A 25,452-nucleotide genomic window follows, 5' to 3' on the forward strand; every position below is an offset into this window, starting at 1 on the left:
ATGACCGACCCGAACCGAACGGAACCCGAAGGGTTCGAACCATTTGAGCCGGCCCCCTCCAAGAACATGGCCAAAGATCCCACGCAGCGCCCCGGATGGGAGCGCGCCACGCTCGAAAAGCTCGCCTTCGCTTCGCTGAACGAACAGAGGGCCACGCGCCGCTGGAAGACCTTCGTGCGCCTGTCGTGGCTGGCTTTCTTCATCTTCCTGGCCTGGTTCGCGCTCTCGCGCGGCACGCCGAGCGCGGCCAAGACCACGGCCCATACGGCCGTCGTCGAGATCAAGGGCGAAATCGCCAACGGCGGGGATGCGAGCGCGGAGTTCGTGATCGCAGCGATGAAGACGGCCTTCGAGGACGAGGGTGCCAAGGGCGTGGTGCTGCTGATCAACTCGCCCGGCGGCAGTCCGGTGCAGGCCGGCATCATCAACGACGAGATCAAGCGCCTGAAGGCCAAGTACAAGAAGCCGGTCTATGCCGTGGTCGAGGAAACCTGCGCTTCGGCTGCCTATTACATCGCTGCTGCCACCGACAAGATCTTCGTCGACAAGGCCAGCATCGTCGGCAGCATCGGCGTGCTGATGGACGGCTTCGGCTTCACGGGCGTGATGGAGAAGGTCGGCGTCGAGCGCCGCCTGCTGACCGCCGGCGAGAACAAGGGCTTCCTCGATCCCTTCAGCCCGATGACCGATGCGCAGCGCGCCCATGCACAGACGATGCTGAACCAGATCCACACGCAGTTCATCAACGTGGTCAAGGCTGGCCGCGGCGACCGCCTGAAGCTCGACACCCCGGGCCTGTTCAGCGGCTTGTTCTGGAGCGGCGAGCAGGCGGTCGAGTTCGGCCTTGCCGATCAGCTGGGCAACGTCGACTACGTGGCGCGCGAAGTCATCAAGGCCGAAGAGGTGATCGACTACACGCGGCGCGACAACGTGGCCGAGAAGCTGGCCAAGAAATTCGGTGCCGCGATGGCCGAAACCACGGTGCGCCTGATGCACACCGCTCCGGCCCTGCGCTGATTTCCTATTTGTTGTTCTCGCCGCTGGCGGTGTAGCGCGCCGACGCCGCCAGCGCCGCGGCGAAGGCCACGACCACATAGAGCGCCACAGTCAGCGAGGTCGCCCGCGCCAGCAGCCCGATCACCGCCGGGCCTGCCATGAATCCCAGGTACGCCAGGGCCGAGACCGATGCAATGCCTCGCGCAGGCTCGATGCCCGGCACTTTTGCCGAAGCCGAGAACAGGATCGGCACCACGTTCGCAAAGCCGACGCCCACGCCCGCGAAGCCGATCAGCGCCAGCCACGGCAGGTCGGTGACCAGTACCAGCGTCATCGCTAGCGCTGCCAGGAGGCCGCTGCCGAGCAGCAGCGTGGCCGGGGCGAAGCGGGCGCGCATCGCGTCGCCGCCGAAACGCGCCGCCGCCATTGCGGCCGAGAAGCTCGCATAGGCCAGCGCGGCCTGTTGCTGCGGGCTGCCGATTTCCTGCTGCATGTAGAGCACGCTCCAGTCGTAAATGGCGCCCTCGGCGATCAGCCCCAGCGCGGCCAGCACGCCCAGTACCGCGAGCGCGCCACGGGGCAGCAGGAAGCCATGGTCGGCCTCGGTGGCGCCGCTGGTGGCGGCTCTGGGCAGCATGCGCGTCGAGGCCGCCGCGACGAGCAGCGCCATTGCTGCGGCGACCAGCAGCAGGTGCGCCTGCGCGCTGAGTCCGGCTGCCAGCGCGGCGCTGCCGCTCGCGGCGCCGGCCATGCCGCCCAGGCTGAACATGCCGTGCATGCCGCTCATCAAGGGCGTGTCGCCATGCAGCTCGAGCTGCGCCGCCTCGGTGTTGATCGACACGTCGAACACGCTGGTCACGAGGCCGAAGGCGGCCAGCAGGCCCAACAGGGCAGCGTAACCAGGCATCGCGATCAGGCCGGCCAGCAGCAGCGCGTAGATGCAGCCGCAGATGCCGGCCACGCGGCGCGGGCCGTGGCGTCCGATCCAGCGGCCCGCGCTGGTCAGGCCGAACATCGCACCGGCGCCGGCCGCGAGCATCGCCAGGCCGAGCTGCGCTTCGTCGATTCCGTAGTGCGCCTTGACCGTCGGCACGTGCACGCCCCAGGTCGCGAAGATGAAGCCGGCGCAAAAGAACTGCGCGCGCGATGCCCAGCGCGTGGCTGCGGTAACGCCGCCCATCGTCAGCGGCCGATGGCGAACACGGCGGGCAGGCGTTCGTCTGTCGTGGCTTGCGGCTTGGCGGCGCGCCAGGACTTGATCGTCTCGCTGCGTACGTGGGCGGTGGCGAGCGTCAGGCCGCGCGCCACGGCGAGCCGGGTGTTGTGCTGCAGGGTCTGCACGAGCGCCTGCAGCAGCGCGGCGTTGCGGTAGGGCGTTTCGATGAACAGCTGCGTCTGGCCTGACTTGAGCGCGAGCGCTTCGAGCTCGCGGATGCGGGTCTGGCGCTCAACGGCGTCCTGCGGCAGGTAGCCGACGAAGGCGAAGTTCTGGCCGTTGAGGCCGCTCGCTGCAAGCGCCAGCAGCAGTGAAACAGGGCCGGTCAACGGCACCACCGTGATGCCCAGGTCGTGCGCGGCGCGCGCCACCGAGGAGCCCGGATCGGCCACCGCCGGCATGCCGGCTTCGCTCAATAGACCGATGTCGTGGCCTTCGAGCGCGGCGGCCAGCAGGGGGCGGGCATCGAACTGGCCGGCATGATCGCCTTTCTTGTGCACTTCGCGCGGCAGTTCCTGGATGGCCTGAGCCTGCAGTGGTGCAGCGAGTGGCGCGACTGCGTCGATGCGCTTGAGGTAGGCGCGCGCGGACTTCGCGTTCTCGCAGATCCAGTGGGTGATGCCGGCGGCCGCTTGCAGCGTGCCCAGTGGCAGGGCGTCCTGCAGCGGGGCTTGCACGTCGCAGCCGAAGTCGAGCGGCGCGGGTACGAGGTAGAGCTTGCCCTTTTGTTGTGTCACAGCAGATCGACCCCCGCGGCGCGCAGCATCTGGCAGGTGCGGATCAGCGGCAGGCCGACCAGTGCGGTCGGGTCGTCGCTGTCGATGGCGCTCAGCAATGCGATGCCCAGGCCTTCGCTCTTGGCGCTGCCCGCGCAGTCGTAGGGCTGCTCGGCTTGCAGATAGTGTTCGATAGCGGTGTCGGTGAGGTTGCGAAACACCACGCGCACGGGCGCGATGTCGCGCTGGGCGAAGCCGGTGGCATGACAGACGACGGCCACGGCTGTCTGGAAGATCAACGTCTGGCCGCGCATGCGGCGCAGCTGGGCGGTGGCGCGGGCATGGTCGCCGGGCTTGCCGAGCGCTTCGCCCGCCAGGTCGGCCACCTGGTCGGAACCGATCACCACAGCGTCGGGGAAGCGGGCGGCCACGGCATTGGCCTTTTCCAGCGCGAGGCGCACGGCGAGGTCATGCGGTGTTTCGCCGGCAAGTGGCGTTTCATCGACTTCCGGCGAGTGCACATCGAAGGGCAGGCGCAGGCGGGTGAGCAATTCGCGGCGGTAGCGCGAGGTCGAGGCGAGGATCACGGTGCGTTGCATGAGGGCGATTGTGCGTGAGCCGCTCAAGACCCTCCGCCATGTCCCGCGCCGGGGGAACGCCCGGCGCGCTAGACTGCCGCGGATGAAGAGAGAATTTGCCCCCGAACGGCTCAATGTGCCGGGCTTTACCGCCGCTGCCGCCACCCTGGAAGCCGCCGACCCGGTTCCTGACTATGAGCGCCTGGTTGCCGAACTGGCCATTCCGGCGCCCGATGCGCTGGTCCGGTGGGTGGCCCATGGGGAAGAACGCCCCGGCGCGGATGGCAAGGCTACGCCCTGGCTGCACCTGGAGGCCGAAGCCGTGGTGCCGCTGGTTTGCCAGCGCTGCCTGTCGCCCGTCGATTCCCTGCTGTCGGTGGATCGCTGGTTCCGCTTCGTGGCCGATGAGGCCACCGCCGAGGCGCAGGACGAGGAATCCGAGGAAGATCTGCTCGTCGTAAGCCGGGATTTCGACCTGCACGCCCTGATCGAGGACGAACTGCTGATGGAAATCCCTGTCATGCCCGCCCATGATGTCTGTCCGACGCCGGTCCAGCTTTCGTCCAGCGACGAAGACTTCAAGGCGGCCGAGGAAGCCAAGCCGAACCCTTTTGCGGTGCTCGGTGCGTTGCGTTCGCGCAAGCCGGAAGAGGGGAAGTAGCCCTTTCCTGCCGGCTGGGCTATAATCATGGGCTTCGCGCGCGCCGCCGTGAGCAGCGATACAGGTAGCAACGAGAGGGGCATTCCATACATGCCGCTGAAGTTTCTGTATTGCCACCGCTTGAGCCCGTATCCAATCACTCACCTAACAGTCCAGGAGCCATCATGGCCGTCCAGCAAAACAAGAAGTCGCCTTCCAAGCGCGGCATGCACCGTTCCCACAATGCGCTGGTCGTTCCCGGCATCGCCGTGGAGCCGACCACCGGCGAAACGCACCTGCGTCACCACATCAGCCCCAACGGTTTCTACCGTGGCCGCCAGGTGCTCAAGAACAAGTCCGAAGCCTGATTCCGCATCCCAAGGCCAAGGCCCGAAGCTACTTCTGCCGTAGCGTCGGGCCTTTGTTTTGATGGCTACGCCTTCTTCTCCCGAAATCACTGCTGCGCCTTCTGCAATCACGCTCGCCGTGGATTGCATGGGAGGCGACCATGGGCCGCGCGTCACGCTCGTGGCCTGCCGCGCGTTTCTCGAGCGGCACAGCGAGGCCTCGTTGCTGCTGGTCGGTGCGCCGGCCGCACTGGCGGGATTTGCCGCGCATCCACGTGCCCGCATCGTCGCTGCCAGCGAAGTGGTGGGCATGGACGATCCGATTGAAATCGCCCTGCGCAAGAAGAAGGACTCTTCGATGCGCGTGGCGATCCAGCAGGTAAAGGACGGCGCTGCCCAGGCAGCGGTCTCGGCTGGCAACACCGGCGCCCTGATGGCCATTGCGCGCTACCTGCTCAAGACGCTGGAAGGCATCGACCGTCCGGCCATCGCGCCGCAGTTGCCGAACGCGAAGGGCGGGGCGACGACGGTGCTCGACCTGGGGGCAAATGTCGATTGCGATGCCGAGGACCTGCTTCAGTTCGCAGTGCTCGGTTCGGCGCTGGTCTCGGCATTGACCGGTAACGAGGCGCCTTCGGTCGGCTTGCTCAATATTGGCGAAGAAGCTATCAAGGGCAGCGAAACCATCAAAAAAGCAAGCCAACTGCTGCGTACGGCTGCCAATTCCAAGGATCTGAACTTCTACGGCAACGTGGAAGGCAACGATATCTTCAAAGGCACCACCGACATCGTCGTTTGCGACGGGTTCGTCGGAAACGTAGCCTTGAAGGCCAGCGAAGGCGTGGCCTCCATGATCGGTGAGTTCATTCGAGTCGAGTTTTCGCGAAGCGTTTTCACGAAACTTGCTGCAATTGTTGCCTATCCGGTCCTAAAAGCATTTAAAACGCGCTTGGACCATCGACGGTACAACGGTGCAGCGCTCCTGGGCCTGCGTGGCCTGGTTTTCAAGAGCCATGGCTCGGCTGACGAAGTGGCTTTCGGCCATGCGCTGGATCGCGCTTATGATGCCGCTCGCAACAACCTGCTCGATCGCGTGCGGGCCCGCATCGCCCACGCCGCGCCTTTGCTCGCGCGGCAGGACCCGGCGGCGCCGGTCGACGCGACGGCCCTTCACGTTTGATGACCCCTCCTTACTCACGCATTACCGGCACCGGCAGCTACCTGCCTCCACGCCGCGTGACCAATGACGATCTCGCCAAGGATCTGGCGACGCGCGGTATCGAAACCTCCGACCAATGGATCGTCGAACGCACCGGCATCCATGCGCGGCACTTCGCCGCGCCGGACGTCACGAGCAGCGACCTTGGTTTCGAAGCCGCCCGGCACGCCCTGGAAGCCGCCGGCCGCAAGGCCAGCGACGTCGACCTGATCATCGTCGCGACCTCGACGCCCGACATGGTGTTCCCGTCGTCGGCCGCCATCCTGCAGAACAAGCTCGGCATTGCCGGCTGCCCGGCATTCGACGTCCAGGCGGTTTGCAGCGGCTTCGTCTATGCGCTCACCGTTGCCGACGCGATGATCCGCACGGGCTCCGCGCGCTGCGCACTGGTGGTGGGCGCCGAAGTGTTCTCCCGCATCCTCGACTTCAATGACCGCACCACCTGCGTGCTGTTCGGCGACGGCGCGGGCGCGGTGGTGCTCGAGGCCAGTCAAGAGCCTGGCATCCTGGCCAGCGACCTGCATGCGGACGGAAAGCACGTCGGCATTCTTTGCGTGCCGGGCCACGTGTCCGGCGGCAACGTGCTTGGTACGCCGCTGCTGCACATGGATGGCCAAGCCGTCTTCAAGCTCGCAGTGCGCGTGCTCGAGGAAGCGGCGCGCACCACGCTGGCCAAGGCCGGCAAGACCGATTCCGATATCGACTGGCTCATTCCGCACCAGGCCAACATCCGCATCATGGAAGGCACGGCGAAGAAGCTGAAGCTTCCGCGCGAGAGATTGATCGTCACGGTGAACGAGCACGGCAACACCTCCGCTGCATCGATTCCGCTGGCGCTCGATGAGGGCGTGCGCTCCGGCAAGGTGAAAAAGGGCCAGACGCTCATGCTCGAAGGCGTGGGCGGCGGCTTCACCTGGGGCGCGGTGCTGTTGAATCTGTAGTGCGTTGCAGCGCCCGGAAGAGGGTGCTGCGATGCGAGATGACGCTTGAAACAATGAAATCCTTTGCTTTTGTCTTTCCGGGTCAGGGCTCGCAGGCCGTCGGCATGCTCGACGCCTGGGGCGATCATCCGGCCGTGGCCGAAACGCTTCTCGAAGCTTCCGAAGCGCTCGGCGAAGACATCGGTGCGCTCATCAAGAATGGTCCCAAGGAAGAGCTGGCGCTCACCACCAACACCCAGCCCGTGATGCTGGTTGCCGGCGTGGCCGCGTGGCGTGCCTGGCTGGCAGAGGGAGGCGCGGCGCCTTCAGCCGTGGCCGGCCATTCGCTCGGCGAGTATTCCGCGCTGGTGGCTTCGGGCGTGCTCACGCTCGCGCAGGCCGCGCCGCTGGTGCGTTTTCGCGCGCAGGCGATGCAGCAGGCGGTGCCTGTCGGTGTCGGCGCAATGGCTGCGGTGCTCGGCATGGAGTCGGGTAAAGTGGTGGCCGGGTGTGCGGAAGCCACGGCCAGTTTTGGCGCCGGCAGTGCGGAAATCGTCGAGGCGGTGAATTTCAACGACCCGATGCAGACCGTGATCGCCGGCAGCAAGGCCGCGGTCGACAAGGCCTGCGAACTGCTCAAGGCCAACGGCGCCAAGCGCGCGCTGCTGCTGCCGGTTTCGGCTCCGTTCCATTCGAGCCTCATGAAACCCGCGGCGCAAGCATTGCGCGAGAAGCTGGCTTCCCTCGAATTGGCCGCGCCACAGATTCCCGTACTGAACAATATCGACGTTGCCGTTGAAACCGATGCCAACCGCATTCGCGACGCCCTGGTGCGGCAGGCTGCCGGCCCGGTGCGCTGGGTCGAGAGCGTGCAGGCCTTGAAACTGCGCGGTATAGCCGCCATCATCGAATGCGGTCCCGGCAAGGTGCTGGCCGGCATGGTGAAGCGCATCGCCCCCGATCTGGAAGCCGCGTCGGTGTACGACCCGGCCACGCTCGCGGACACCCGACAATCGCTCGCCGGCTGAACCCGGCAAGGCCCCGACACTTTTTCTTATGAGCATTCCCAAATTCGAAGGGCAAGTCGCCCTGGTCACCGGCGCGACGCGCGGTATCGGCGCAGCGATCGCGCTGGAACTGGCCCAGCGCGGTCTCAAGGTCGTGGGCACCGGCACCACCGACGACGGCGCGGCCAAGATCACCTCGGCACTCAGCGCCTTCGACGGCCGCGGCCGTGCACTCGACGTGAATGACGGCGCCGCCGTCGAGGCCCTGATCGACGAGATCGTGCAGGCCTACGGCGCAATCCATGTGCTGGTGAACAACGCCGGCATCACGCGCGACACGCTCGCCATGCGCATGAAGGACAGCGATTGGGATGCGGTGCTCGACACCAACCTCAAGGCCGTCTTCTCGCTCTCGCGCGCGGTGATCCGGCCGATGATGAAGCAGCGCTACGGCCGCATCATCAGCATCACCAGCGTGGTCGGCGCTTCCGGCAACGCAGGCCAGGCCAACTACGCGGCGGCCAAGGCCGGCGTTGCGGGCATGACCCGCGCGCTGGCTCGCGAACTCGGCAGCCGCAACATCACCGTCAACTGCGTCGCACCCGGTTTCATCGAAACCGACATGACGGCCAGCCTTCCCGAGGCCCAGCAGCAGGCGCTGCTCCAGCAGATTCCGCTGGGCCATCTGGGCAAGCCGGCCGATATCGCGCACGCGGTGGCTTACCTCGCATCGCCCCAGGCGTCCTACGTCACGGGGCAGGAGCTGCACGTCAACGGCGGCATGCACATGTAGCCGCAAGGCGCAAATTTCCCCGTACCGGGTGCACGGCAAATGCCACAATGCGCCCGGCTAAAATCCACCGATTACCTACAACCCTCAGAGGGAACCAAATGAGCGATATCGAAGCACGTGTCAAGAAAATCATCGCCGAGCAGCTCGGCGTGGAAGAGTCCCAAGTGACGAATGAAAAGGCCTTCGTGGCCGACCTCGGCGCGGACTCGCTCGACACGGTCGAACTCGTGATGGCACTCGAAGACGAATTCGGCATCGAAATTCCCGACGAAGATGCCGAGAAGATCACCACGGTGCAAAACGCCGTCGACTACGCCACCAAGAATCAAAAGGCCTGATAGGCCAGCTGACAACACTGCAACTGCGGCCGGCGGCTTTTACTTGAACCGCTCGCGCCGACAGGCAACTGTTCAGCGCTTCCAGAAAGGTTTGCCGGCATGACCAAACGCCGCGTCGTCGTGACCGGACTCGGTTGCATCGCTCCTGTCGGAAACACCGCAACCGAATCCTGGGCCAACCTGTTGGCCGGGAAGTCGGGTATTGCGAACATCACCGCGTTCGATGCAAGCGCCTTTGCCTGCAAGTTCGCCGGTGAGGTCAAGGGTTTCGACATCACCCAATACATCTCGGAGAAAGAAGCGCGTCACATGGACCGCTTCATTCATCTGGGGCTCGCCGCTGCCATCCAGGCGGTGCAGGACAGCGGACTGCCGACCGGCGAAGCGCTGTCCTATGAAAAAGCCGTGCGCATCGGCTGCAACATCGGCTCCGGCATCGGCGGTCTGCCGATGATCGAAGAAACGCACGGCGAATACGCGAATCGCGGCCCGCGCCGCATTTCGCCGTTCTTCGTGCCGGCGTCGATCATCAACATGATCTCGGGCCACGTCTCGATCAAGTACGGCTTCAAGGGCCCGAACATCGCTGTCGTCACGGCCTGTACCACCGGCCTGCATGCCATCGGCACGTCGGCACGCATGATCGAGTACGGCGATGCCGACGTGATGATCGCGGGCGGTGCGGAATCGACCATTTCCCCGCTCGGCATCGGCGGCTTCACCGCGCCTCGCGCGTTGAGCACGCGCAACGACGATCCCGCCACGGCCTCGCGTCCGTGGGACAAGGACCGCGATGGTTTCGTGCTGGGCGAGGGCGCTGGCGTGCTGGTGCTCGAAGAGTACGAGCATGCCAAGGCGCGCGGCGCCAAGATCTACGCCGAAGTCGCGGGCTTCGGCCTGACGGGTGACGCGTACCACATGACCGCGCCCGACGTCGACGGCCCGCGCCGCTCGATGGCCATGGCGCTGGCCAATGCCGGCGTCAATGCCGACCAGGTGCAGTACCTCAACGCGCACGGCACCTCGACGCAGATCGGCGACCTCAACGAGACCAACGCGGTCAAGCTGGCATTCGGCGATCACGCGAAGAAGCTCGTCGTGAATTCGACCAAGTCCATGACCGGCCACCTGTTGGGCGGCGCGGGCGGCATCGAATCGGTGTTCACGGTGATGGCGCTGCACGAGCAGAAGAGCCCGCCGACCATCAACATCTTCAACCAGGATCCGGAGTGCGATCTCGACTACTGCGCCAACGAGGCGCGCGATCTGAAGATCGATGTCGCGGTCAAGAACAACTTCGGCTTCGGCGGCACCAACGGCACGCTGGTGTTCAAGCGCGCTTGAGCAGCATTGCTCTTTCATGCACAGCGCGCCGTCGGTGACCTATCCGGCGGGGCGCTCGCGTGGCGCAACCCGGATTCTCGTTGTTCTCTGGGCCCTGGGCGCTTGCTGTGCGGGCGCGTCCTGCTATCTCTTCGATAGCGCTGGATGGCGCCAGCTGTTGCTGGTTTTCAGTGTCGTATTCGCAGGCGTCGCCGCGGGCTTCGGCTTGCGGCGCGATGGCGCGGGCGTGCTGCATTTCGACGGTCTCCATTGGTCGCTGACGGGAGGCCCTGCCTCCCGCACCGTGCATGCCGCCCGGGCATTCGCGGCGCTCGATTTCCAGTCGCTGATGCTGGTCGGCCTGACCGAACCGGGCCGCGCCAGGCGCTGGCTCTGGATCGAGCAGAGGGCCATGCCGGAGCGCTGGCGCGACGTGCGCCGCGCGCTATATGCGCGCGCCCCGTCGGCGGCACCTGCTGGCGATCCCTGGCGCGCGACGGCGCCGGCCGACGCGCCCTGAACTCTCGTCGATGACCACTTCCGTGCCTCCCGTGCCGCCGGAATCCGGCCTGACCGATGTGCCCGCCGCGGCGCCGCGTCCGGGCGAGGTCGATTTCCAACTGGTCCAACGTACCGTCGCGGGCGACCAAAAGGCGTTCGAATTGCTGGTCATCAAATACCAGCGCCGCATCGAGCGCCTGATCGGGCGGATGGTGCGCGACGTCGACCTGATCGAGGACATCGCGCAGGAAACCTTCATTCGCGCCTACCGCGCATTGCATCAGTTCCGCGGCGAGGCGCAGTTCTACACCTGGCTTTACCGGATCGCCGTCAACACCGCCAAGAAGGCGCTGGTGGACATGAAGCGCGATCCAACCATTTCCGAGGCTGCCCTGAGGCCTTCTTCTGAGGACGACGATGAAACTTACCGTCCCGGAAACGAACCAACCACCGACGAAACCCCCGAATCGGTCATGGCAGCGAACGAAATCGCCAGTGCCGTCGAGGCAGCCATGGAAGCGCTCCCTGTCGAGCTGCGCCAGGCGGTCACGCTGCGTGAGATCGAGGGCATGAGTTACGAAGAGATTGCCGAGGTCATGGATTGCCCCATCGGTACGGTGCGTTCGCGTATTTTCCGGGCGCGCGAGGCCATTTCGGCCAGGGTCAAGCCACTGCTGGACAACCAGTCCGGCAAGCGTTGGTAAGTAAGCAGGTGAATGAAATGAATCAGACGATGACGGTTCGGGAACAGGTGTCCGCACTTGCGGATGGTCATTTGCAGGGCGAGGTGTTCGCGCAGGCGATCGAGGCAATCTGCGCCGATGGCGAGGCGCGGGCGGCATGGCAGGCCTTCCACGTCGCGGGCGACGTGCTGCGTTCGGGTTCGCATTCGCCGTGCAGCGACACCTCCACATTCTTGGCGCGCTTCCAACAGCGGTTGGCGGCGGAGCCCGTGATGGTCGCCCCTGCGTCGACGCCGGTTGCCGCATCGGTGACACAGCCTGTGCAGCGCAGGGCGGAAGCGGCCAACGAGCCGGTGTTCCGCTGGAAGCTGGTGGCCGGTGCGGCGTCGCTGATGGCCGTGGCCGCCATCAGTTGGACCCTGGTCGGCAACGGCGCCGCGGTTCCGCAGGGAGGCGCGCAGCTGGCGTCGGTCCCGCAGCAACAGCAGCCGGCGGTGAATTCGGTGCTGGCGGCAGCAGCGATCAACAGCCCGCAGCCCGCCGGCAGCGTGCTGACCCCGACGCGTGTGCTCGTGGGCAATGGCAATCCTCAAGTCATGTTGCGCGATCCGCGGCTCGACCAACTGCTCGAGGCGCACCAGCAGGCCGGCGGCGCATCGCAAATGCCTTCGGGTTTCCTGCGCAATGCCACTTTCGAGGGACCGACGCGCTGAGTGCGCGCAACTCCTACCCGCCGCCCGCAATGACCGTTCAGATGCCGATCTCCGCACGCGCCTGCGTGCTTGTGTTTGCCGCTTTCTGCCTTGCGCAGGCTGCCACCGCGCAGACCCGCTCGGGCGCTGCAAATGCGAAGAGTGCGGCCACCGCACAGACGGACGAGCCGCCGGCCATGGGCGTGACCGAGTGGCTGCAGCGCATGCACGCGGGGGCCCGGCAGCGCAACTACGTGGGCACCTTCGTGGTGTCGGCGCCGGGCGGCGATCTGTCGAGCGCGCGTATCTGGCATGTGCGCGACGGTGAGCACCAGATCGAACGCATCGAAGCCCTGTCGGGGCCGCAGCGCTCGACTTTCCGGCGCAACCGCAATGTCATGACCTTCCTGCCGGAAGCAAAAGTTGTGAAGGTCGAGAAGCGCGAGAACCTCGATCTCTTCCCGAACCTGCCGGACCAGCCCGATTCATCGATCGGCGATTTCTACGACGTGCGCGCGATCGGCAAGGACCGCGTGGCCGGTTTCGACGCCGACGTGGTGCAGTTGGTGCCGCACGACGGACTGCGCTTCGGCTATCGCATCTGGAGCGAGCGCCGCTCGGGGCTGGTGGTGAAACTGCAGACCATCGACAGCGAATCCCGCGTGGTGGAGCAATCGGCCTTCTCCGAACTGCAGCTCGACGCGCCGGTGAAGGCGCAGGCGCTCTCGCAGATGATGTCGAACACCTCGGGCTACCGCGTCGAGAAGCTGGAGCTCGAGCGCAGCAACGCGCAGGACGAAGGCTGGATGCTGCGAACACCCGTGGCCGGATTCAAGCCCCGAAGCTTCTTCCGCCGTCCGACGGCAGGCGGTGAAGGCAGCAGCGGCAAGCCGAAGCAGGACGCGGCCACGGTCCAGTGGACCTTCTCCGATGGCCTGGCCTCGGTGTCGCTCTTCATCGAGCGCTACGACCCGGCGCGCGCGCCGCGCGACGGCGTGCTGACCATCGGCGCGACCAATGCCATCCGCCGGCGTCTGCCCGAACCGGCTAGCGACTGGTGGCTGACCGCGGTCGGCGAGGTGCCGCAGCAGACGCTCAATGCGTTCGCCCAAAGCCTCGCGCGTACGCGCTGACGGGCCGCACAAGCCCAGTTGCGCTGAACCAAGCGCACGGTGCAGACTCACAGCACTTGTTTTTCAGCCGCTCTGTTCTTTTGAAAGAAAACCGATGATCTTCAAAGTCGAGGGACACAAGTTTCGTTCCGGCCTGCTGGCTCTTGCGCTCGCAGTGACAGCTGGCGCCACATTCCTGCCGGTCGAGCCGGCCCATGCGCAGACGCGCACACTGCCCGATTTCACCGACCTGGTCGATCAGGTAGGCCCCTCCGTGGTCAACATCCGCACCGTCGAGAAGGTCGCACAGCGCGGCAGCAACGGCGAGATGGACGAGGAAATGCAGGAGTTCTTCCGCCGCTTCTTCGGCCAGCCGCTGCCCGGCGCACCGCGCTCGACCCCGCGGCCGAACCGGCCGCAGCAGCCGCAGGAAGAGGAGCGTCCGCGCGGCGTCGGCTCCGGTTTCATTCTCACGGCCGACGGCTACGTGATGACCAATGCGCACGTGGTCGAGGACGCCTCCGAAGTGCTGGTCACGCTGACCGACAAGCGCGAGTTCAAGGCCAAGATCATCGGCGCCGATAAGCGCACCGACGTCGCGGTCGTCAAGATCGAGGCCACGGGCCTGCCCGCGGTGAAGGTCGGCGACATCTCCAAGCTGCGCGTCGGCGAATGGGTGATGGCCATCGGCTCGCCCTTCGGTCTCGAGAACACCGTCACCGCCGGCATCGTGAGCGCCAAGCAGCGCGACACCGGCGAATACCTGCCGTTCATCCAGACCGACGTGGCCATCAACCCCGGCAACTCGGGTGGCCCGCTGATCAACATGCGCGGCGAAGTGGTTGGCATCAACAGCCAGATCTACTCGCGCTCGGGCGGTTTCATGGGCATCTCGTTTTCGATCCCGATCGATGAGGCGATCCGCGTGAGCGAGCAGCTGCGCACCTCGGGGCGCGTTTCGCGCGGCCGCATCGGCGTGCAGATCGACCAGGTGACTAAGGACGTGGCCGAAGCCATCGGGCTGGGCAAGGCGCAGGGTGCACTGGTGCGCGGCGTCGAAGCCGGTTCGCCGGGCGAGAAGGCCGGCGTGGAGCCGGGTGACGTCATCACCAAGTTCGACGGCAAGGCCATCGAGAAGCCGAGCGACTTGCCGCGCCTGGTGGGCAACACCAAGCCGGGCACCAAGAGCACGCTCACGGTGTTTCGCCGCGGTGCTTCGCGCGATCTCAACGTGACCATTGCCGAGATCGAGCCCGACAAGCCCGGCAAGCGCGCGAGCGACCGCGACGAGCCGGCGCCGAAGCCGTCGGCATCCGCTGCCCTCAAGTCGCTCGGCCTGGCCGTGAGCGATCTCACCGACGCGCAGAAGAAAGAGCTCAAGCTGAAGGGCGGCGTGAAGGTCGATGCCGCCAACGACGCCGCGGCTCGTGCGGGCCTGCGCGAAGGCGACATCATCCTGGCGGTGGCGAATGTCGAGGTTTCGAGCGTGCGCGAATTCGAGTCGGCCGTCGGCAAGGCCGACAAGAGCAAGCCGCTCAGCGTGCTGTTCCGGCGCGGCGACTGGGCGCAGTACGCGCTGATTCGTCCCGCACGCTGATCCGGCGTTTGCGTCAAGTGGCCCCACCCGGTAGTCGGGTTTGGGGCCATTTTTTGAGGTGTTTGCGACGTTCTGACGCCAGCCTCGAAAAAAATCTGACGGCCTGGAAATGCCAATATTTGTTTGCAGCCACTAACTTATTGGAAGGCTAAGGACGGATTTCGGTAGAATAGGGCACCCTCGTCGGGCGGTCAGCGCATAAGGAGTGCCCTGACCTTCACGATGCGAGATGTCAGACAGCAGTCCACCGGTGCTCCACAGATCGCCCACAAGTTGTTCAGCAACTGCTCCACCGATCCTGTGGATAACCTGTTCGTATCTTTAATGTTGTGGACCTGCAACGACCCCTTTGGACCCTGTTCCCGGATGTACGTGCTTCCCTTTTTGCCTACAATGAAGTTCCAACTACTGCAGTTGCCATTGCTTGTTGGTTCAGGGCGCGTCTCCAGAAGACGCGCCCTTTTTTCTTGCCTGTCGCACTCTGCGCACGAGCCAATTCAAGTACTTAAGCGTTCCCGTTGATGAATCACATCAGAAACTTTTCGATCATTGCGCACATCGACCACGGCAAGTCGACGCTCGCAGACCGTTTGATCCAGCGTTGCGGCGGCCTCGCAGAACGCGAGATGGAAGCGCAGGTGCTCGACTCGATGGACATCGAAAAAGAGCGTGGGATAACCATCAAGGCACAGACCGCTGCGCTGCACTACAAGGCACGCGACGGGCAGGTCTACAACCTCAATCTGATCGACACGCCGGGCCACGTCGACTTCTCGTATGAAGTGAGCCGCTCGCTGTCGGCATGCGAAGGCGCGTTGCTCGTCGTCGATGCATCGCAAGGCGTCGAAGCGCAGACAGTGGCCAACTGCTACACCGCGCTCGACCTCGGCGTCGAAGTGGTGCCCGTGCTCAACAAGATCGATTTGCCCAACGCGGATCTCGACAACGCACGCACCGAGATCGAAGACGTGATCGGCATCGACGCGACCGATGCGATCCCGTGCTCGGCCAAGACCGGCGTGGGCATCGACGACATTCTCGAAGCCATCGTCGCCAAAATGCCCGCGCCGCGCGGCAATCCCGACGGTCCGCTGCGCGCGATGATCGTCGACAGCTGGTTCGATGCATACGTCGGCGTCGTCATGCTGGTGCGCGTGGTCGACGGCCGGCTCGCGAAGGGCGATCGCATCAAGATGATGGCGTCCGGAGCGATGTACAACGCCGACAGCGTCGGCGTCTTCACGCCCGCCAACGAAGCGCGTGCGTCGCTCGAGGCGGGCGAGGTGGGCTACATCATCGCGGGCATCAAGGAACTGCAGGCGGCCAAGGTCGGCGACACGGTCACGCTGATCAAGCCCGGCAGCGGTGGCGCGGCGGCCACGGCCACCGAGGCGCTACCCGGCTTCAAGGAGATCCAGCCGCAGGTGTTCGCGGGCCTGTACCCGACCGAAGCGAGCGAGTACGACTCGCTGCGCGACGCGCTCGAAAAGCTCAAGCTCAACGATTCGTCGCTGCGCTACGAGCCCGAGGTGAGCCAGGCGCTCGGCTTCGGCTTTCGCTGCGGCTTCCTCGGCCTGCTGCACATGGAGATCGTGCAGGAGCGCCTGGAGCGCGAGTTCGACCAGGACCTGATCACGACCGCGCCGAGCGTGGTCTATCAGGTGGTCAAGAACGACGGCGAAGTGCTCATGGTCGAGAACCCGTCCAAGATGCCCGACGTCGGCAGGATGGCGGAGATCCGCGAGCCCATCGTCACCGTGCATCTCTATATGCCGCAGGAATACGTCGGCTCCGTCATGACGCTGGCCAACCAGAAGCGCGGCGTGCAGATGAACATGGCCTACCACGGCCGCCAGGTCATGCTGACCTACGAGATGCCGCTCGGCGAGATCGTGCTCGACTTCTTCGACAAGCTGAAATCAGTGAGCCGCGGCTACGCCTCGATGGACTACGAGTTCAAGGAGTACCGCGCGTCGGACGTGGTCAAGGTCGACATCCTGCTCAACGGCGACAAGGTCGACGCGCTGTCGATCATCGTGCACCGCAGCCAGTCGCAGTACCGCGGCCGGGCGGTGGTGTCGAAGATGCGCGAGATCATTTCGCGCCAGATGTACGACGTGGCGATCCAGGCGGCCATTGGGGTCACCATCATTGCGCGTGAGACAATCAAGGCGCTTCGCAAGAACGTGCTGGCCAAGTGCTATGGCGGCGACATCACCCGCAAGAAGAAGCTGCTCGAGAAGCAGAAGGCGGGCAAGAAAAGAATGAAGCAGATCGGCTCCGTCGAGGTCCCGCAAGAGGCCTTCCTCGCGATTCTGCAAGTCGAAGACTGATCAAAAATGGCATTCCTCACCTCCCTGGTCCTCGCGGCATTTGCCGCCTATGTCGGCGCCTGGTATTTCAACGCGATCGAAGGCAACTTCGCCTTGCTGCTGTTCCTGGCCACGGTGGTCACCGGGCTGTACTGGCTGGCCGAGCGCTTCTATTTCCTGCCCCGGCGCGAACGGGCCGCCGCCAGGCTCGAAGACTCGCTGACCGAGCGCAATGCGCGCCTGGCCGAACAGGGCATCAAGCAGGTCGATACGGCCGACGCGAAGGCGAGCGAGCGGCTGCTGATGCAGCCCTGGTGGCTCGACTGGACCGCGGGCCTGTTCCCCGTGATCCTGGTGGTGTTCCTGCTGCGCTCGTTTCTCTACGAGCCCTTCAAGATTCCCTCGGGCTCGATGATGCCCACGCTGCTGACCGGCGACCTGATCCTGGTCAACAAATTCACCTACGGCCTGCGCCTGCCCGTGATCAACACCAAGATCACCGACGGAACGCCGCTGGCGCGCGGCGATGTGGTGGTGTTCCGCTACCCGCCCAAGCCGAGCATGGACTACATCAAGCGCGTGGTCGGCATTCCCGGCGACGAAGTGGCCTACCTGAACAAGAAGCTCACGATCAACGGCCAGCCGGTATCCAAGGTGGCGGATGCCGACTACCTCGACAGCGAATCGATGCGCCTGCTCAAGCAATACGGGGAAGACCTCGGCGGCAAGCAGCACAAGCTGCTCAACGACGAAGCCGCGCCGTCCTTCGTTCCGGGCGCCAGCGACTTTCCGTTTCGCGAAAACTGCCGCTACTCGGTCGAAGGCGTGGTCTGCAAGGTGCCGGCCGGCAACTATTTCATGATGGGCGACAACCGCGATAATTCGGCGGACTCGCGTTTCTGGGGCTTCGTTCCGGACAAGAACATCGTGGGCAGGGCGTTCTTCGTCTGGATGAACTTCGGCGATCTGGGTCGCATCGGTCCATTTCAATAAGCATTCATCAGCATAGTTCGAGGGGTATGAGGGCATGAGAACACATCGGTTCGTTCGCGGCAGGGCTGCGCAACAACGCGGCATTTCGTTCATCGGCTTGGTGTTCGTCGCGGCCGTGCTCGGCTGCCTGGGCATCGTCGTCGCGCAGGTCATTCCGACGCTGATCGAATGGCAGGCCATCGACAAGGCCGCCAACAAGGCCAAGGAAGGGGCAACCGTGCCCGAAGTGCGCGCGATTTTCGATCGCGCCCAGGCCATCGACGACTTCAAGTCGGTCAGCGGCAGGGACCTCGAGATCAAGAAGGTCGGCGACAAGGTGGTCGTGTCGTACTCGTACGAGCGCGAGATCCCCCTGTTCGGCCCCGCCTTCCTGACGCTCAAGTACAAGGGCGAAACCCGCTGAACACGGCGCCAAAAAAGGTGGACGGCAGCCTCGCCGCGTTGCAGGCGCGCCTCCAGCACACCTTCTCCGATCCGCGGCTGCTCCAGCTCGCGCTTACGCACCGCAGTTTCTCGGCCGACCACAACGAGCGCCTCGAGTTTCTCGGCGACTCGGTGCTGAACCTGGCGGTCTCGCACCTGCTCTACATGCGCCTGTCGGCTCTGCCCGAAGGCGATCTGTCGCGCGTGCGTGCCAACCTCGTCAAGCAGGACACGCTGCATCGCCTGGCGGTAGGGCTGGCGCTGTCGCCGCTGCTGCGGCTCGGCGAGGGCGAGGCGCGCTCCGGCGGGCCCAACCGGCCGTCGATCCTGGCCGATGCGCTCGAGGCGCTGATCGGCGCGGTTTATCTGGACGCCGGCTTTGCCGCCGCCGAGGCCCTGGTGCACCGGCTCTACGAGTCGGTCGAAATCAACCCGCGCATGGAAGCCGCGGCCAAGGACCCGAAGACCGAATTGCAGGAATGGCTGCAGGGCCACAAAATGAAGCTGCCGGTGTATCGCGTGGCTGCCACACTGGGCGCGGCGCACAAGCAGACTTTCGATGTCGAGTGCGAGGTGCCCGAGTTGGGGCTTCGCGAACGCGGCATCGGCGGCTCGCGCCGCGCCGGCGAGCAGGCGGCCGCGGCTGCCATGTTGATCCGGCTCAAGGCACGCGGTGCCGCGTGAAATCACTATGAACGATGCTATCAATCCCGTAGCCGGACCCGAAGACGCAGAAGGCGGCGCGGGTGCCGGCGGTCCCCAGCACTGTGGGCTCATCGCCATCGTCGGCAAGCCCAACGTGGGCAAGTCGACGCTGCTCAACGCGCTGGTCGGCCAGAAGATCAGCATCACCTCGCGCAAGGCGCAGACCACGCGCCACCGGATCACCGGCATGCGCACGCTGGGCGCCACGCAGTTCGTGTTCGTCGACACGCCGGGTTTCCAGACCCTGCACGCCAACGCGCTGAACAAGTCGCTCAACAAGACCGTGCAAGGCGCGGTCGGCGACGTGGACCTGATCCTGTTCGTGGTCGAGGCCGGCAGCTTCACGCCGGCCGACGAGCGCGTGCTGAAGCTGCTCGGCAAGGGCATCCCGACCGTGCTGCTGGCCAACAAGCTCGACAACGTGCACCGCCGCGGCGACATCGCGCCCTGGCTGAAGACCATGCAGGAGAAGCACAGCTTCGCCGAGTTCGTGCCGATGTCGGCGAAGAACGCCAAGGATGTCGAGCGCCTGTTCGGCATCTGCGAGAAATACCTGCCCGAACAGCCCTGGTTCTACGACGAGGACGAGCTGACCGACCGCAGCGAGAAATTCCTCGCCGGCGAGCTGGTGCGCGAGAAGCTGTTCCGCCTGACCGGCGACGAGCTGCCCTACACCTCGACTGTCATCATCGACAAGTTCGAGGAAGAGCCGCCCCAGAAGAAGGGCCAGAAACGCCTGCTGCGCATTGCCGCGACCATCGTGGTCGAGCGCGATGGTCACAAGGCGATGGTGATCGGCGACAAGGGCGAGCGCATCAAGCGCATCGGCATGGAAACCCGCGTCGAGCTCGAGAAACTGGCCGACGCCAAGGTGTTCCTCGAACTGTGGGTGAAAGTGCGCTCGGGCTGGGCCGACGACGAAGCCCGCGTGCGCTCCTTCGGCTACGAATGAAGTGGCCGCTGCCCACCGCGTCTCTCACGAGCCGGCTTACGTCCTCCATCGCTACGACTGGAGCGAGTCGAGCCTGATCCTCGAGGTCTTCACCCGCCACCACGGGCGCATCGCGCTCGTGGCCAAGGGGGCGAAGCGGCCGAGCTCCAACTTCCGTCCCGTGCTACTGCCGCTGCAGCCGCTGCAGCTCAACTACGGCGGCGACGCCGAGATCCGCACGCTCAAGGGCGCCGAATGGATGGGCGGCCACGTCATGCCGACCGGCGAGGCGCTGCTGTCGGGCTACTACGTCAACGAACTGCTGCTGCGACTGCTGGCGCGCGACGACGCCCACGAAGCGCTGTTCGATGCCTACGCCGGGGTCGTTCAGGTGCTGGCGGGCGACCACGCCGAGGCCCAGGCGGCCACCCAGGCGGCGGCGCTGCGCGCTTTCGAGCTGCTGCTGCTGCGCGGGGTCGGCCTGCTGCCATCGCTTGACACGCAGACCCTCACGCTGGAACCGCTCGCCGCCCGCGAGCGCTACAGCCTCGTGCCCGAAGCCGGATTGTGCCAGGCTGCCGCCGACGAGGCTGCACTGACCGGGGCCGAGTGGCAGGCCCTGCAGGCCATTCTCGACGACCGGGCTCCATTTACCGCCACGTTGCGTGAAATTGCCACCATGAACGCCGGTAGCAACAGTGCCCTGCGCAACCAGTTGCGCGCCTTGCTCAACTACCATTGCGGCGTGTCCACGCTGCGCACGCGGCAAATGATGAGAGATCTGCAAGCACTATGAGCACTTCAGGCCACGCCGGCACCGCCACTGCCACCTCGCTGTCGGTCAACCTCAACAAGGTCGCCCTGGTCCGCAACACGCGCCACCTGGGCATTCCGAGCGTGGTGAAGGCCGCCCAGGCCTGCCTCGCCGCCGGCGCACACGGCATCACGGTGCATCCGCGGCCCGATGCCCGCCACATCCGCGCGCACGACGTCAGTGACCTGTCGGCGCTGCTCGCCAAGGATTGGCCGGCCGTCGAGTTCAACATCGAAGGCAACCCGTTCCAGAACCTGATGGATTTCGTGCGCGCGCTGAAGCCGCACCAGGCCACCTTCGTGCCCGACAGCGAAACCCAGTCGACCAGCGACCACGGCTGGACCTTCCCCGACGACGCCGAGCGCCTGCGCCCGCTGATCGCCGAAGCCAAGGCGCTGGGTGTGCGCGTCAGCCTGTTCATGGACCCGATTCCCGAGATGATGGCCGCGGTCAAGGCCGTGGGCGCCGACCGCGTCGAGCTCTACACCGAAGGCTACGCGGCGTCACGCGGCACGCCCGACGAGCAGGCCGTGCTGGCGCGCTATGCCGATTCGGCGCGCGCGGCGCTGGCCGCGGGTTTGGGCGTCAATGCCGGGCACGACCTGAGCCGCGACAACCTCGCCGCCTTCCTGCGCGCGGTGCCCGGCGTGCAGGAAGTCTCGATCGGCCATGCCTTCGTGGCCGACGCGCTCGAGCTTGGCTACACAGCCGCCACGCGCGATTACCTGCGCTGCATCGACGAGGCGCAGCAATGAACACCGGCGCCGCATGATCTACGGCATTGGCACCGACATCTGCGACCTGCGTCGCGTTGCAGCGACCTTCGAGCGGCAGGGCGAACGCTTTGCCCGCAAGGTGCTGAGCGAAGCCGAATTCAAGGTCTGGGAAGCCCGCCGCGCTCGCTGGCCCAAGCGCGGCCTGAGCTATCTCGCGACCCGCTTCTCCGCCAAGGAGGCCTTCAGCAAGGCTATCGGCCTGGGCATGCGTTCGCCCATGAGCTGGCGGCTGTGCGAAATCGCGAACCTGCGCAGCGGTAAGCCCGTCATCGTGCTGCATGGCGACCTGAAGGACTGGTTCGAGGCACAGGGCCTCACGGCCCACGTGACCGTGACCGACGAAACCGAATACGCCGCGAGCTTCGTGGTGGTGGAGAAAACATGACTGCCGGGCTTGCCGATCGCCCCCACGCGCCGCTGATCATCGATGTGGCGGCCACCGAACTCAACGACGCCGACCGCCGGCGCCTCGCCAATCCGCTGGTCGGCGGCGTGATCCATTTCGCCCGCAACTGGCGGGATCGCGCCCAGATGACCGCGCTCAACGCCGAGATCAAGGCAATCCGCCCCGATCTGCTGGTCTGCGTCGATCACGAAGGCGGCCGCGTGCAGCGCTTTCGCACCGACGGCTTCACGCGTCTGCCGTCGATGCGTGCGCTGGGCGAATTGTGGATGCGCGACGCCATGCGCGCCACCCAGGCCGCGACCGCTGCCGGACAGGTGCTGGCGGGCGAGCTGCGCGCCTGCGGCGTCGACTTCAGCTTCGCACCGGTGCTCGACCTGGACTACGGTGGCAGCAGCGTCATCGGCGACCGCAGCTTTCACCGCGACCCGCGCGTGGTCGCGCTGCTGGCCAAGAGCGTGATGCACGGCATGCTGCAGATGGGCATGCGCAATTGCGGCAAGCACTTTCCAGGGCATGGGTTCGTGCATGCGGATTCGCACGTCGAGATTCCGGTAGACAAGCGCGGCCTCAAGGCCATCCTGGACGACGATGCCAAGCCGTACGACTGGCTGTCGGGCACGCTCGCCGCGGTGATGCCTGCGCACGTGATCTATCCGAAGGTCGACAAAAGGCCGGCGGGCTTCTCGCCGAAATGGCTCAAGGCGATCCTGCGGCAGCGCCTTGCCTTCGACGGCGCCGTGTTCAGCGACGACCTGAGCATGGAGGCGGGCCGCTACATCGACGGCCGGCTGCTCAGCTATGCCGATGCGGCGCTCGCTGCGCTCGAAGCCGGGTGCGATCTGGCGATGCTGTGCAACCAGAGCGTTGGCGACGGCGCGCCGCTGGATGAAATGCTCGACGGCTTTGCTCTCGCGGCGCGCACTGAGCGCTGGAAGCCCGACATGCGCAGCGAAGCGCGCCGCAGGGGCCTGTTGCCAAGCGGCCCCTTGATTGCCTGGGACGCACTGCTGGCTTCCGCGGCCTACCGTGACGCCAAGCGCGCGTTGGCCCAGCCCGGCCTTGTGGAGTAAGCCATGCCCTTGTGCCTCAGTATCCTTCAGCGCCAGGACGAAGCGGTGCTGCGCAACCACGCGCACTACTGCAGGCTCTATGGCTATCCCCACAAATGGATCGAGAGCGACCGCATCCTTCACCCGGCGCTTCGCGCCAGCGCCAAGTACAGCGAGATCCTGCGCCATCTGCGCACGCTGACTGAAGGAGACTGGCTGCTCTTCATCGATGGCGATTCGGTGGTCTTCCACCCGGTGGCGATCGACGTCCTGATGCAGGGACGTGACCTGCTCGCGGTCGAGAGTCCTCCCGTGGGCAGCCAGACGGGCCTGGCCATGACCAACATGATGGTCGTGCGCAACACGGCTGCCAACCGGTCGATGCTGCACCAGTTGATCGTCGATTCAGGGCATGTGATCGCGCTGGCGGCGAAACGCATCGACGAGGCCGCGCGCCTGCGGCCTGCCGGCCTGCTGGGGTGCAATGCCATGGAGCAGGGGCTCTACGTCAACGTGTCCTGGCGCATTGCGCAGTGGTACCAGGCGTCGATCTTCGTGGTCAACCTGGGACCGCTGCCGGTCGAAGTGGAGGGCGAACTGCGCGAGGACATGCTGCACGATCTGAACCTGCAGCGCTTGCTGGCAGAGCAGGTCAACGAGGCGCTGACCCAGGGGCGCCCGGTCCTGCAGGAGCCGGCGTACCCGGAGGTATCGCCGGCGGCGGTGGACAGCTACAACCCGGAGGCGTCCATCGCCTTTCTGACGCTCTATACGCCGCATATCCGGAGCTACGCTCGCGTGTCCGAGCACAATGTGCGCCGCTATTGCGACAGGCATGGCCATGCGTACCACGTGTACCGCGACATTCCCGCATCCATCGGTCCAAACATCAACGGCTCCTGGATCCGGAGCTGGCTCATCAACCAGCACCTGGCCCGTCATGAGTGGGTCATCTGGGTGGATGCGGATGTCGTTTTCTACAACCAGGCGAAACGCATCGAGCCACTGCTCGAAGGCCGCGACCTGCTGCTCGCCAAGGACGTCGGCGCCTGGCAGTTCAACTCTGGCGTCATGGGCTTTCGGAACACGCCCGGCAACGCGCGCCTGCTCGACCGCATCTGGGAGCGCATCGGCGGCGTGGCTGACAAGTCGGCGGTCTACAGCAGCCAGGGCGACCAGTACTACACGAACGAGGTGCTGATGGAGGAGGGCCTCGTCGGCGAGCAGAACATCCTTGACAACCTCAGCATCAACACGCCGCCGCATCTGGCCAGCGAAGACACCCTGCTGGTGCATTTCATCAATCTTGGCGAGCCTTACCGCTCCGTGTACATGGCAGCGATGGATGCCCGCTCGCAACGGATCCGATAGCAGCTGGCGAAAGGAAACGACATGACGATGGGCGTGCTGGTCTACATCGACAACAAACGGGAAATCATCGACGAGTTTTCATGGCTCTACAAAAGCATGATCTTCTCGAACCTGTTCTCGCGTGCAAGGATCATCGCCGTCTGCCATCCGGACGCGGTCGGCGCACTGCCCCAGGACGAGCGGATCGTCGTGATTCCGAGCGAGCCCTACGCGCAGCGCAATGCCGACTGGAACGGCTACGGCTACATCAATTCCGTGGCGAACCTGTGCGAGCCGGCCGTGATCGAGGAGTGCCGGAAGTACGACACCCTGCTGAAGACCGATTGCGATACCTTCGTCACGCCGGCGCTCACGAACTTCACGCCGACCGGCCTGTGCTTCGGCTTCGGCGCATACGCCTATGAAGAAGAGGTTCGCCGCAAGCTGTCCGAGTGCAGCCAGCGCTGGGGCTTCCCGCATTCCGGCCTGCACAACGTCGGCGCTTCGGTGCTCGGGCCGTCCGAGTTCGTCTGCAATTTCGTGGAGTCCCAACTCGACTACTGCAACAAGCTGCTCGACGAGGAGTTTCGCCATTTCCAGGGTACATGGCCGGGCTGGTGCAAGAACGTCGTCACGATGTACGCGGGCGAACTGGCCCTGCGTCGCACTTACCCCCAGCAATGTTCACTGGGGCTGCTTGACCATCTGCCCTATGCGAGCCGCGCGCTGGGCAGCGACGTGCTGCACATCCATGCGTGGCACACCGACCAGTACTGGTCCAAGCACCAGTACCGCGCTGGCAAATATGCCGGCATGGCGCTCGACGAAATCGACCGGCGCACCTCGGGCGGCTACTGCCACTGGCTGGCCGTCGCCGACGTCGAGCAGGTCAGGGCCGCGGTGGACTGAGGAAGACGCGGGAAGTCTTCAGCGCCCGATGCGCGCCAGCGTCTCGCAGATGGCTTCGGTCGGCGGGGTGGACATGGGTGCGGTCGATCCGTGGAAAAGGGAAAGG

Annotated in this window: 28 protein-coding genes; 25 read left to right on the forward strand and 3 right to left on the reverse strand. The window is 65.4% G+C overall.

Translation table 11 applies throughout. The annotated features are described in order from the left end of the window. The gene (locus ACEOAB_RS06360) at positions 1-1,017 is read left to right on the forward strand and encodes a S49 family peptidase (RefSeq protein ID WP_413750770.1); all 1,017 of its coding nucleotides are present in this window, start codon (positions 1-3) and stop codon (positions 1,015-1,017) included. Between the two features lie 4 nt (positions 1,018-1,021). On the opposite strand, the gene ACEOAB_RS06365 is transcribed toward ACEOAB_RS06360, so the two are convergent. The 3 genes from ACEOAB_RS06365 to ACEOAB_RS06375 are packed head-to-tail and all read right to left on the reverse strand — an operon-like array spanning position 1,022 to position 3,527. Next, on the reverse strand, positions 1,022-2,176 hold the full coding sequence (locus ACEOAB_RS06365; RefSeq protein WP_495653551.1) for an MFS transporter: 1,155 nt from the start codon (positions 2,174-2,176) through the stop codon (positions 1,022-1,024). A 2-nt stretch (positions 2,177-2,178) separates the two neighbouring features. Continuing rightward, positions 2,179-2,949 (reverse strand): SAM-dependent methyltransferase, encoded by a 771-nt coding sequence (locus ACEOAB_RS06370; protein ID WP_413751371.1) that lies wholly within the window; start codon positions 2,947-2,949, stop codon positions 2,179-2,181. Continuing rightward, positions 2,946-3,527 (reverse strand): Maf family nucleotide pyrophosphatase, encoded by a 582-nt coding sequence (locus tag ACEOAB_RS06375; protein WP_056510010.1) that lies wholly within the window; start codon positions 3,525-3,527, stop codon positions 2,946-2,948. The genes ACEOAB_RS06370 and ACEOAB_RS06375 overlap by 4 nt, the downstream gene beginning before the upstream one ends. Positions 3,528-3,609: 82 nt before the next feature. On the opposite strand from ACEOAB_RS06375, the gene ACEOAB_RS06380 reads away from it, so the two are divergent. The 24 genes from ACEOAB_RS06380 to ACEOAB_RS06495 all read left to right on the forward strand — a co-directional run bounded on the left by ACEOAB_RS06380 (position 3,610) and on the right by ACEOAB_RS06495 (position 25,346). Further along, entirely contained in the window at positions 3,610-4,167 is a 558-nt protein-coding gene (locus tag ACEOAB_RS06380; protein ID WP_413748672.1) for a YceD family protein, read from the forward strand. Between the two features lie 164 nt (positions 4,168-4,331). Beyond that, entirely contained in the window at positions 4,332-4,514 is a 183-nt protein-coding gene (gene rpmF, locus ACEOAB_RS06385) for a 50S ribosomal protein L32 (RefSeq protein WP_007830466.1), read from the forward strand. 61 nt (positions 4,515-4,575) lie between these two features. Beyond that, entirely contained in the window at positions 4,576-5,673 is a 1,098-nt protein-coding gene (gene plsX, locus ACEOAB_RS06390) for a phosphate acyltransferase PlsX (protein WP_413748673.1), read from the forward strand. Further along, complete coding sequence (locus ACEOAB_RS06395) at positions 5,673-6,653, forward strand: beta-ketoacyl-ACP synthase III (RefSeq protein ID WP_056586708.1); 981 nt, start codon at positions 5,673-5,675, stop codon at positions 6,651-6,653. Before plsX ends, ACEOAB_RS06395 begins: the two co-directional genes overlap by 1 nt. A gap of 53 nt (positions 6,654-6,706) precedes the next feature. Then, complete coding sequence (gene fabD / locus ACEOAB_RS06400) at positions 6,707-7,660, forward strand: ACP S-malonyltransferase (protein WP_413748674.1); 954 nt, start codon at positions 6,707-6,709, stop codon at positions 7,658-7,660. Positions 7,661-7,688: 28 nt separating this feature from the next. Further along, complete coding sequence (gene fabG / locus ACEOAB_RS06405) at positions 7,689-8,432, forward strand: 3-oxoacyl-ACP reductase FabG (RefSeq protein ID WP_056510018.1); 744 nt, start codon at positions 7,689-7,691, stop codon at positions 8,430-8,432. Between the two features lie 98 nt (positions 8,433-8,530). Then, positions 8,531-8,770 (forward strand): acyl carrier protein, encoded by a 240-nt coding sequence (gene acpP, locus ACEOAB_RS06410; protein WP_007830471.1) that lies wholly within the window; start codon positions 8,531-8,533, stop codon positions 8,768-8,770. A 99-nt stretch (positions 8,771-8,869) separates the two neighbouring features. After that, entirely contained in the window at positions 8,870-10,114 is a 1,245-nt protein-coding gene (fabF, locus tag ACEOAB_RS06415) for a beta-ketoacyl-ACP synthase II (RefSeq protein ID WP_007830472.1), read from the forward strand. A gap of 157 nt (positions 10,115-10,271) precedes the next feature. After that, entirely contained in the window at positions 10,272-10,613 is a 342-nt protein-coding gene (locus ACEOAB_RS06420; protein WP_235507828.1) for a hypothetical protein, read from the forward strand. Positions 10,614-10,623: 10 nt separating this feature from the next. Further along, the gene (rpoE, locus tag ACEOAB_RS06425) at positions 10,624-11,298 is read left to right on the forward strand and encodes an RNA polymerase sigma factor RpoE (protein ID WP_413314991.1); all 675 of its coding nucleotides are present in this window, start codon (positions 10,624-10,626) and stop codon (positions 11,296-11,298) included. A gap of 17 nt (positions 11,299-11,315) precedes the next feature. Then, positions 11,316-11,990, forward strand: coding sequence for a sigma-E factor negative regulatory protein (locus ACEOAB_RS06430; RefSeq protein ID WP_413748675.1), 675 nt, complete (start codon positions 11,316-11,318; stop codon positions 11,988-11,990). Positions 11,991-12,019: 29 nt separating this feature from the next. Further along, positions 12,020-13,102: a MucB/RseB C-terminal domain-containing protein gene (locus ACEOAB_RS06435; protein WP_413748676.1), complete on the forward strand. Its 1,083-nt coding sequence runs from the start codon at positions 12,020-12,022 to the stop codon at positions 13,100-13,102. 94 nt (positions 13,103-13,196) lie between these two features. Next, entirely contained in the window at positions 13,197-14,678 is a 1,482-nt protein-coding gene (locus ACEOAB_RS06440; RefSeq protein WP_413748677.1) for a DegQ family serine endoprotease, read from the forward strand. A gap of 521 nt (positions 14,679-15,199) precedes the next feature. Beyond that, a complete protein-coding gene (gene lepA / locus ACEOAB_RS06445; RefSeq protein WP_007830478.1) occupies positions 15,200-17,011 on the forward strand; it encodes a translation elongation factor 4 in 1,812 nt (603 codons plus the stop codon). A gap of 6 nt (positions 17,012-17,017) precedes the next feature. After that, positions 17,018-17,983 carry a signal peptidase I gene (gene lepB, locus ACEOAB_RS06450; RefSeq protein WP_056586727.1) on the forward strand — a complete coding sequence of 322 codons (966 nt, stop codon included), beginning with the start codon at positions 17,018-17,020 and terminating at the stop codon, positions 17,981-17,983. A 34-nt stretch (positions 17,984-18,017) separates the two neighbouring features. Further along, a complete protein-coding gene (locus ACEOAB_RS06455) occupies positions 18,018-18,386 on the forward strand; it encodes a DUF4845 domain-containing protein (protein WP_413748678.1) in 369 nt (122 codons plus the stop codon). A gap of 17 nt (positions 18,387-18,403) precedes the next feature. After that, a complete protein-coding gene (gene rnc / locus ACEOAB_RS06460) occupies positions 18,404-19,090 on the forward strand; it encodes a ribonuclease III (protein WP_007830481.1) in 687 nt (228 codons plus the stop codon). Between the two features lie 7 nt (positions 19,091-19,097). Then, complete coding sequence (gene era / locus ACEOAB_RS06465; RefSeq protein WP_413748679.1) at positions 19,098-20,063, forward strand: GTPase Era; 966 nt, start codon at positions 19,098-19,100, stop codon at positions 20,061-20,063. A gap of 1 nt (position 20,064) precedes the next feature. After that, complete coding sequence (gene recO, locus ACEOAB_RS06470; protein WP_413748680.1) at positions 20,065-20,838, forward strand: DNA repair protein RecO; 774 nt, start codon at positions 20,065-20,067, stop codon at positions 20,836-20,838. Beyond that, positions 20,835-21,611, forward strand: coding sequence for a pyridoxine 5'-phosphate synthase (locus ACEOAB_RS06475; RefSeq protein WP_413748681.1), 777 nt, complete (start codon positions 20,835-20,837; stop codon positions 21,609-21,611). The genes recO and ACEOAB_RS06475 overlap by 4 nt, the downstream gene beginning before the upstream one ends. A gap of 13 nt (positions 21,612-21,624) precedes the next feature. Beyond that, on the forward strand, positions 21,625-22,017 hold the full coding sequence (gene acpS, locus ACEOAB_RS06480; protein ID WP_413748682.1) for a holo-ACP synthase: 393 nt from the start codon (positions 21,625-21,627) through the stop codon (positions 22,015-22,017). Beyond that, a complete protein-coding gene (gene nagZ / locus ACEOAB_RS06485) occupies positions 22,014-23,108 on the forward strand; it encodes a beta-N-acetylhexosaminidase (RefSeq protein ID WP_413748683.1) in 1,095 nt (364 codons plus the stop codon). Before acpS ends, nagZ begins: the two co-directional genes overlap by 4 nt. A gap of 3 nt (positions 23,109-23,111) precedes the next feature. Further along, positions 23,112-24,458, forward strand: a complete 1,347-nt coding sequence (locus tag ACEOAB_RS06490) for a glycosyltransferase family protein (protein WP_413748684.1) — start codon at positions 23,112-23,114, stop codon at positions 24,456-24,458. Between the two features lie 21 nt (positions 24,459-24,479). Next, positions 24,480-25,346, forward strand: coding sequence for a DUF7164 domain-containing protein (locus ACEOAB_RS06495; RefSeq protein WP_413748685.1), 867 nt, complete (start codon positions 24,480-24,482; stop codon positions 25,344-25,346). Positions 25,347-25,452: the final 106 nt, after the last annotated feature.

Source organism: Variovorax sp. Varisp53, from assembly GCF_059491555.1.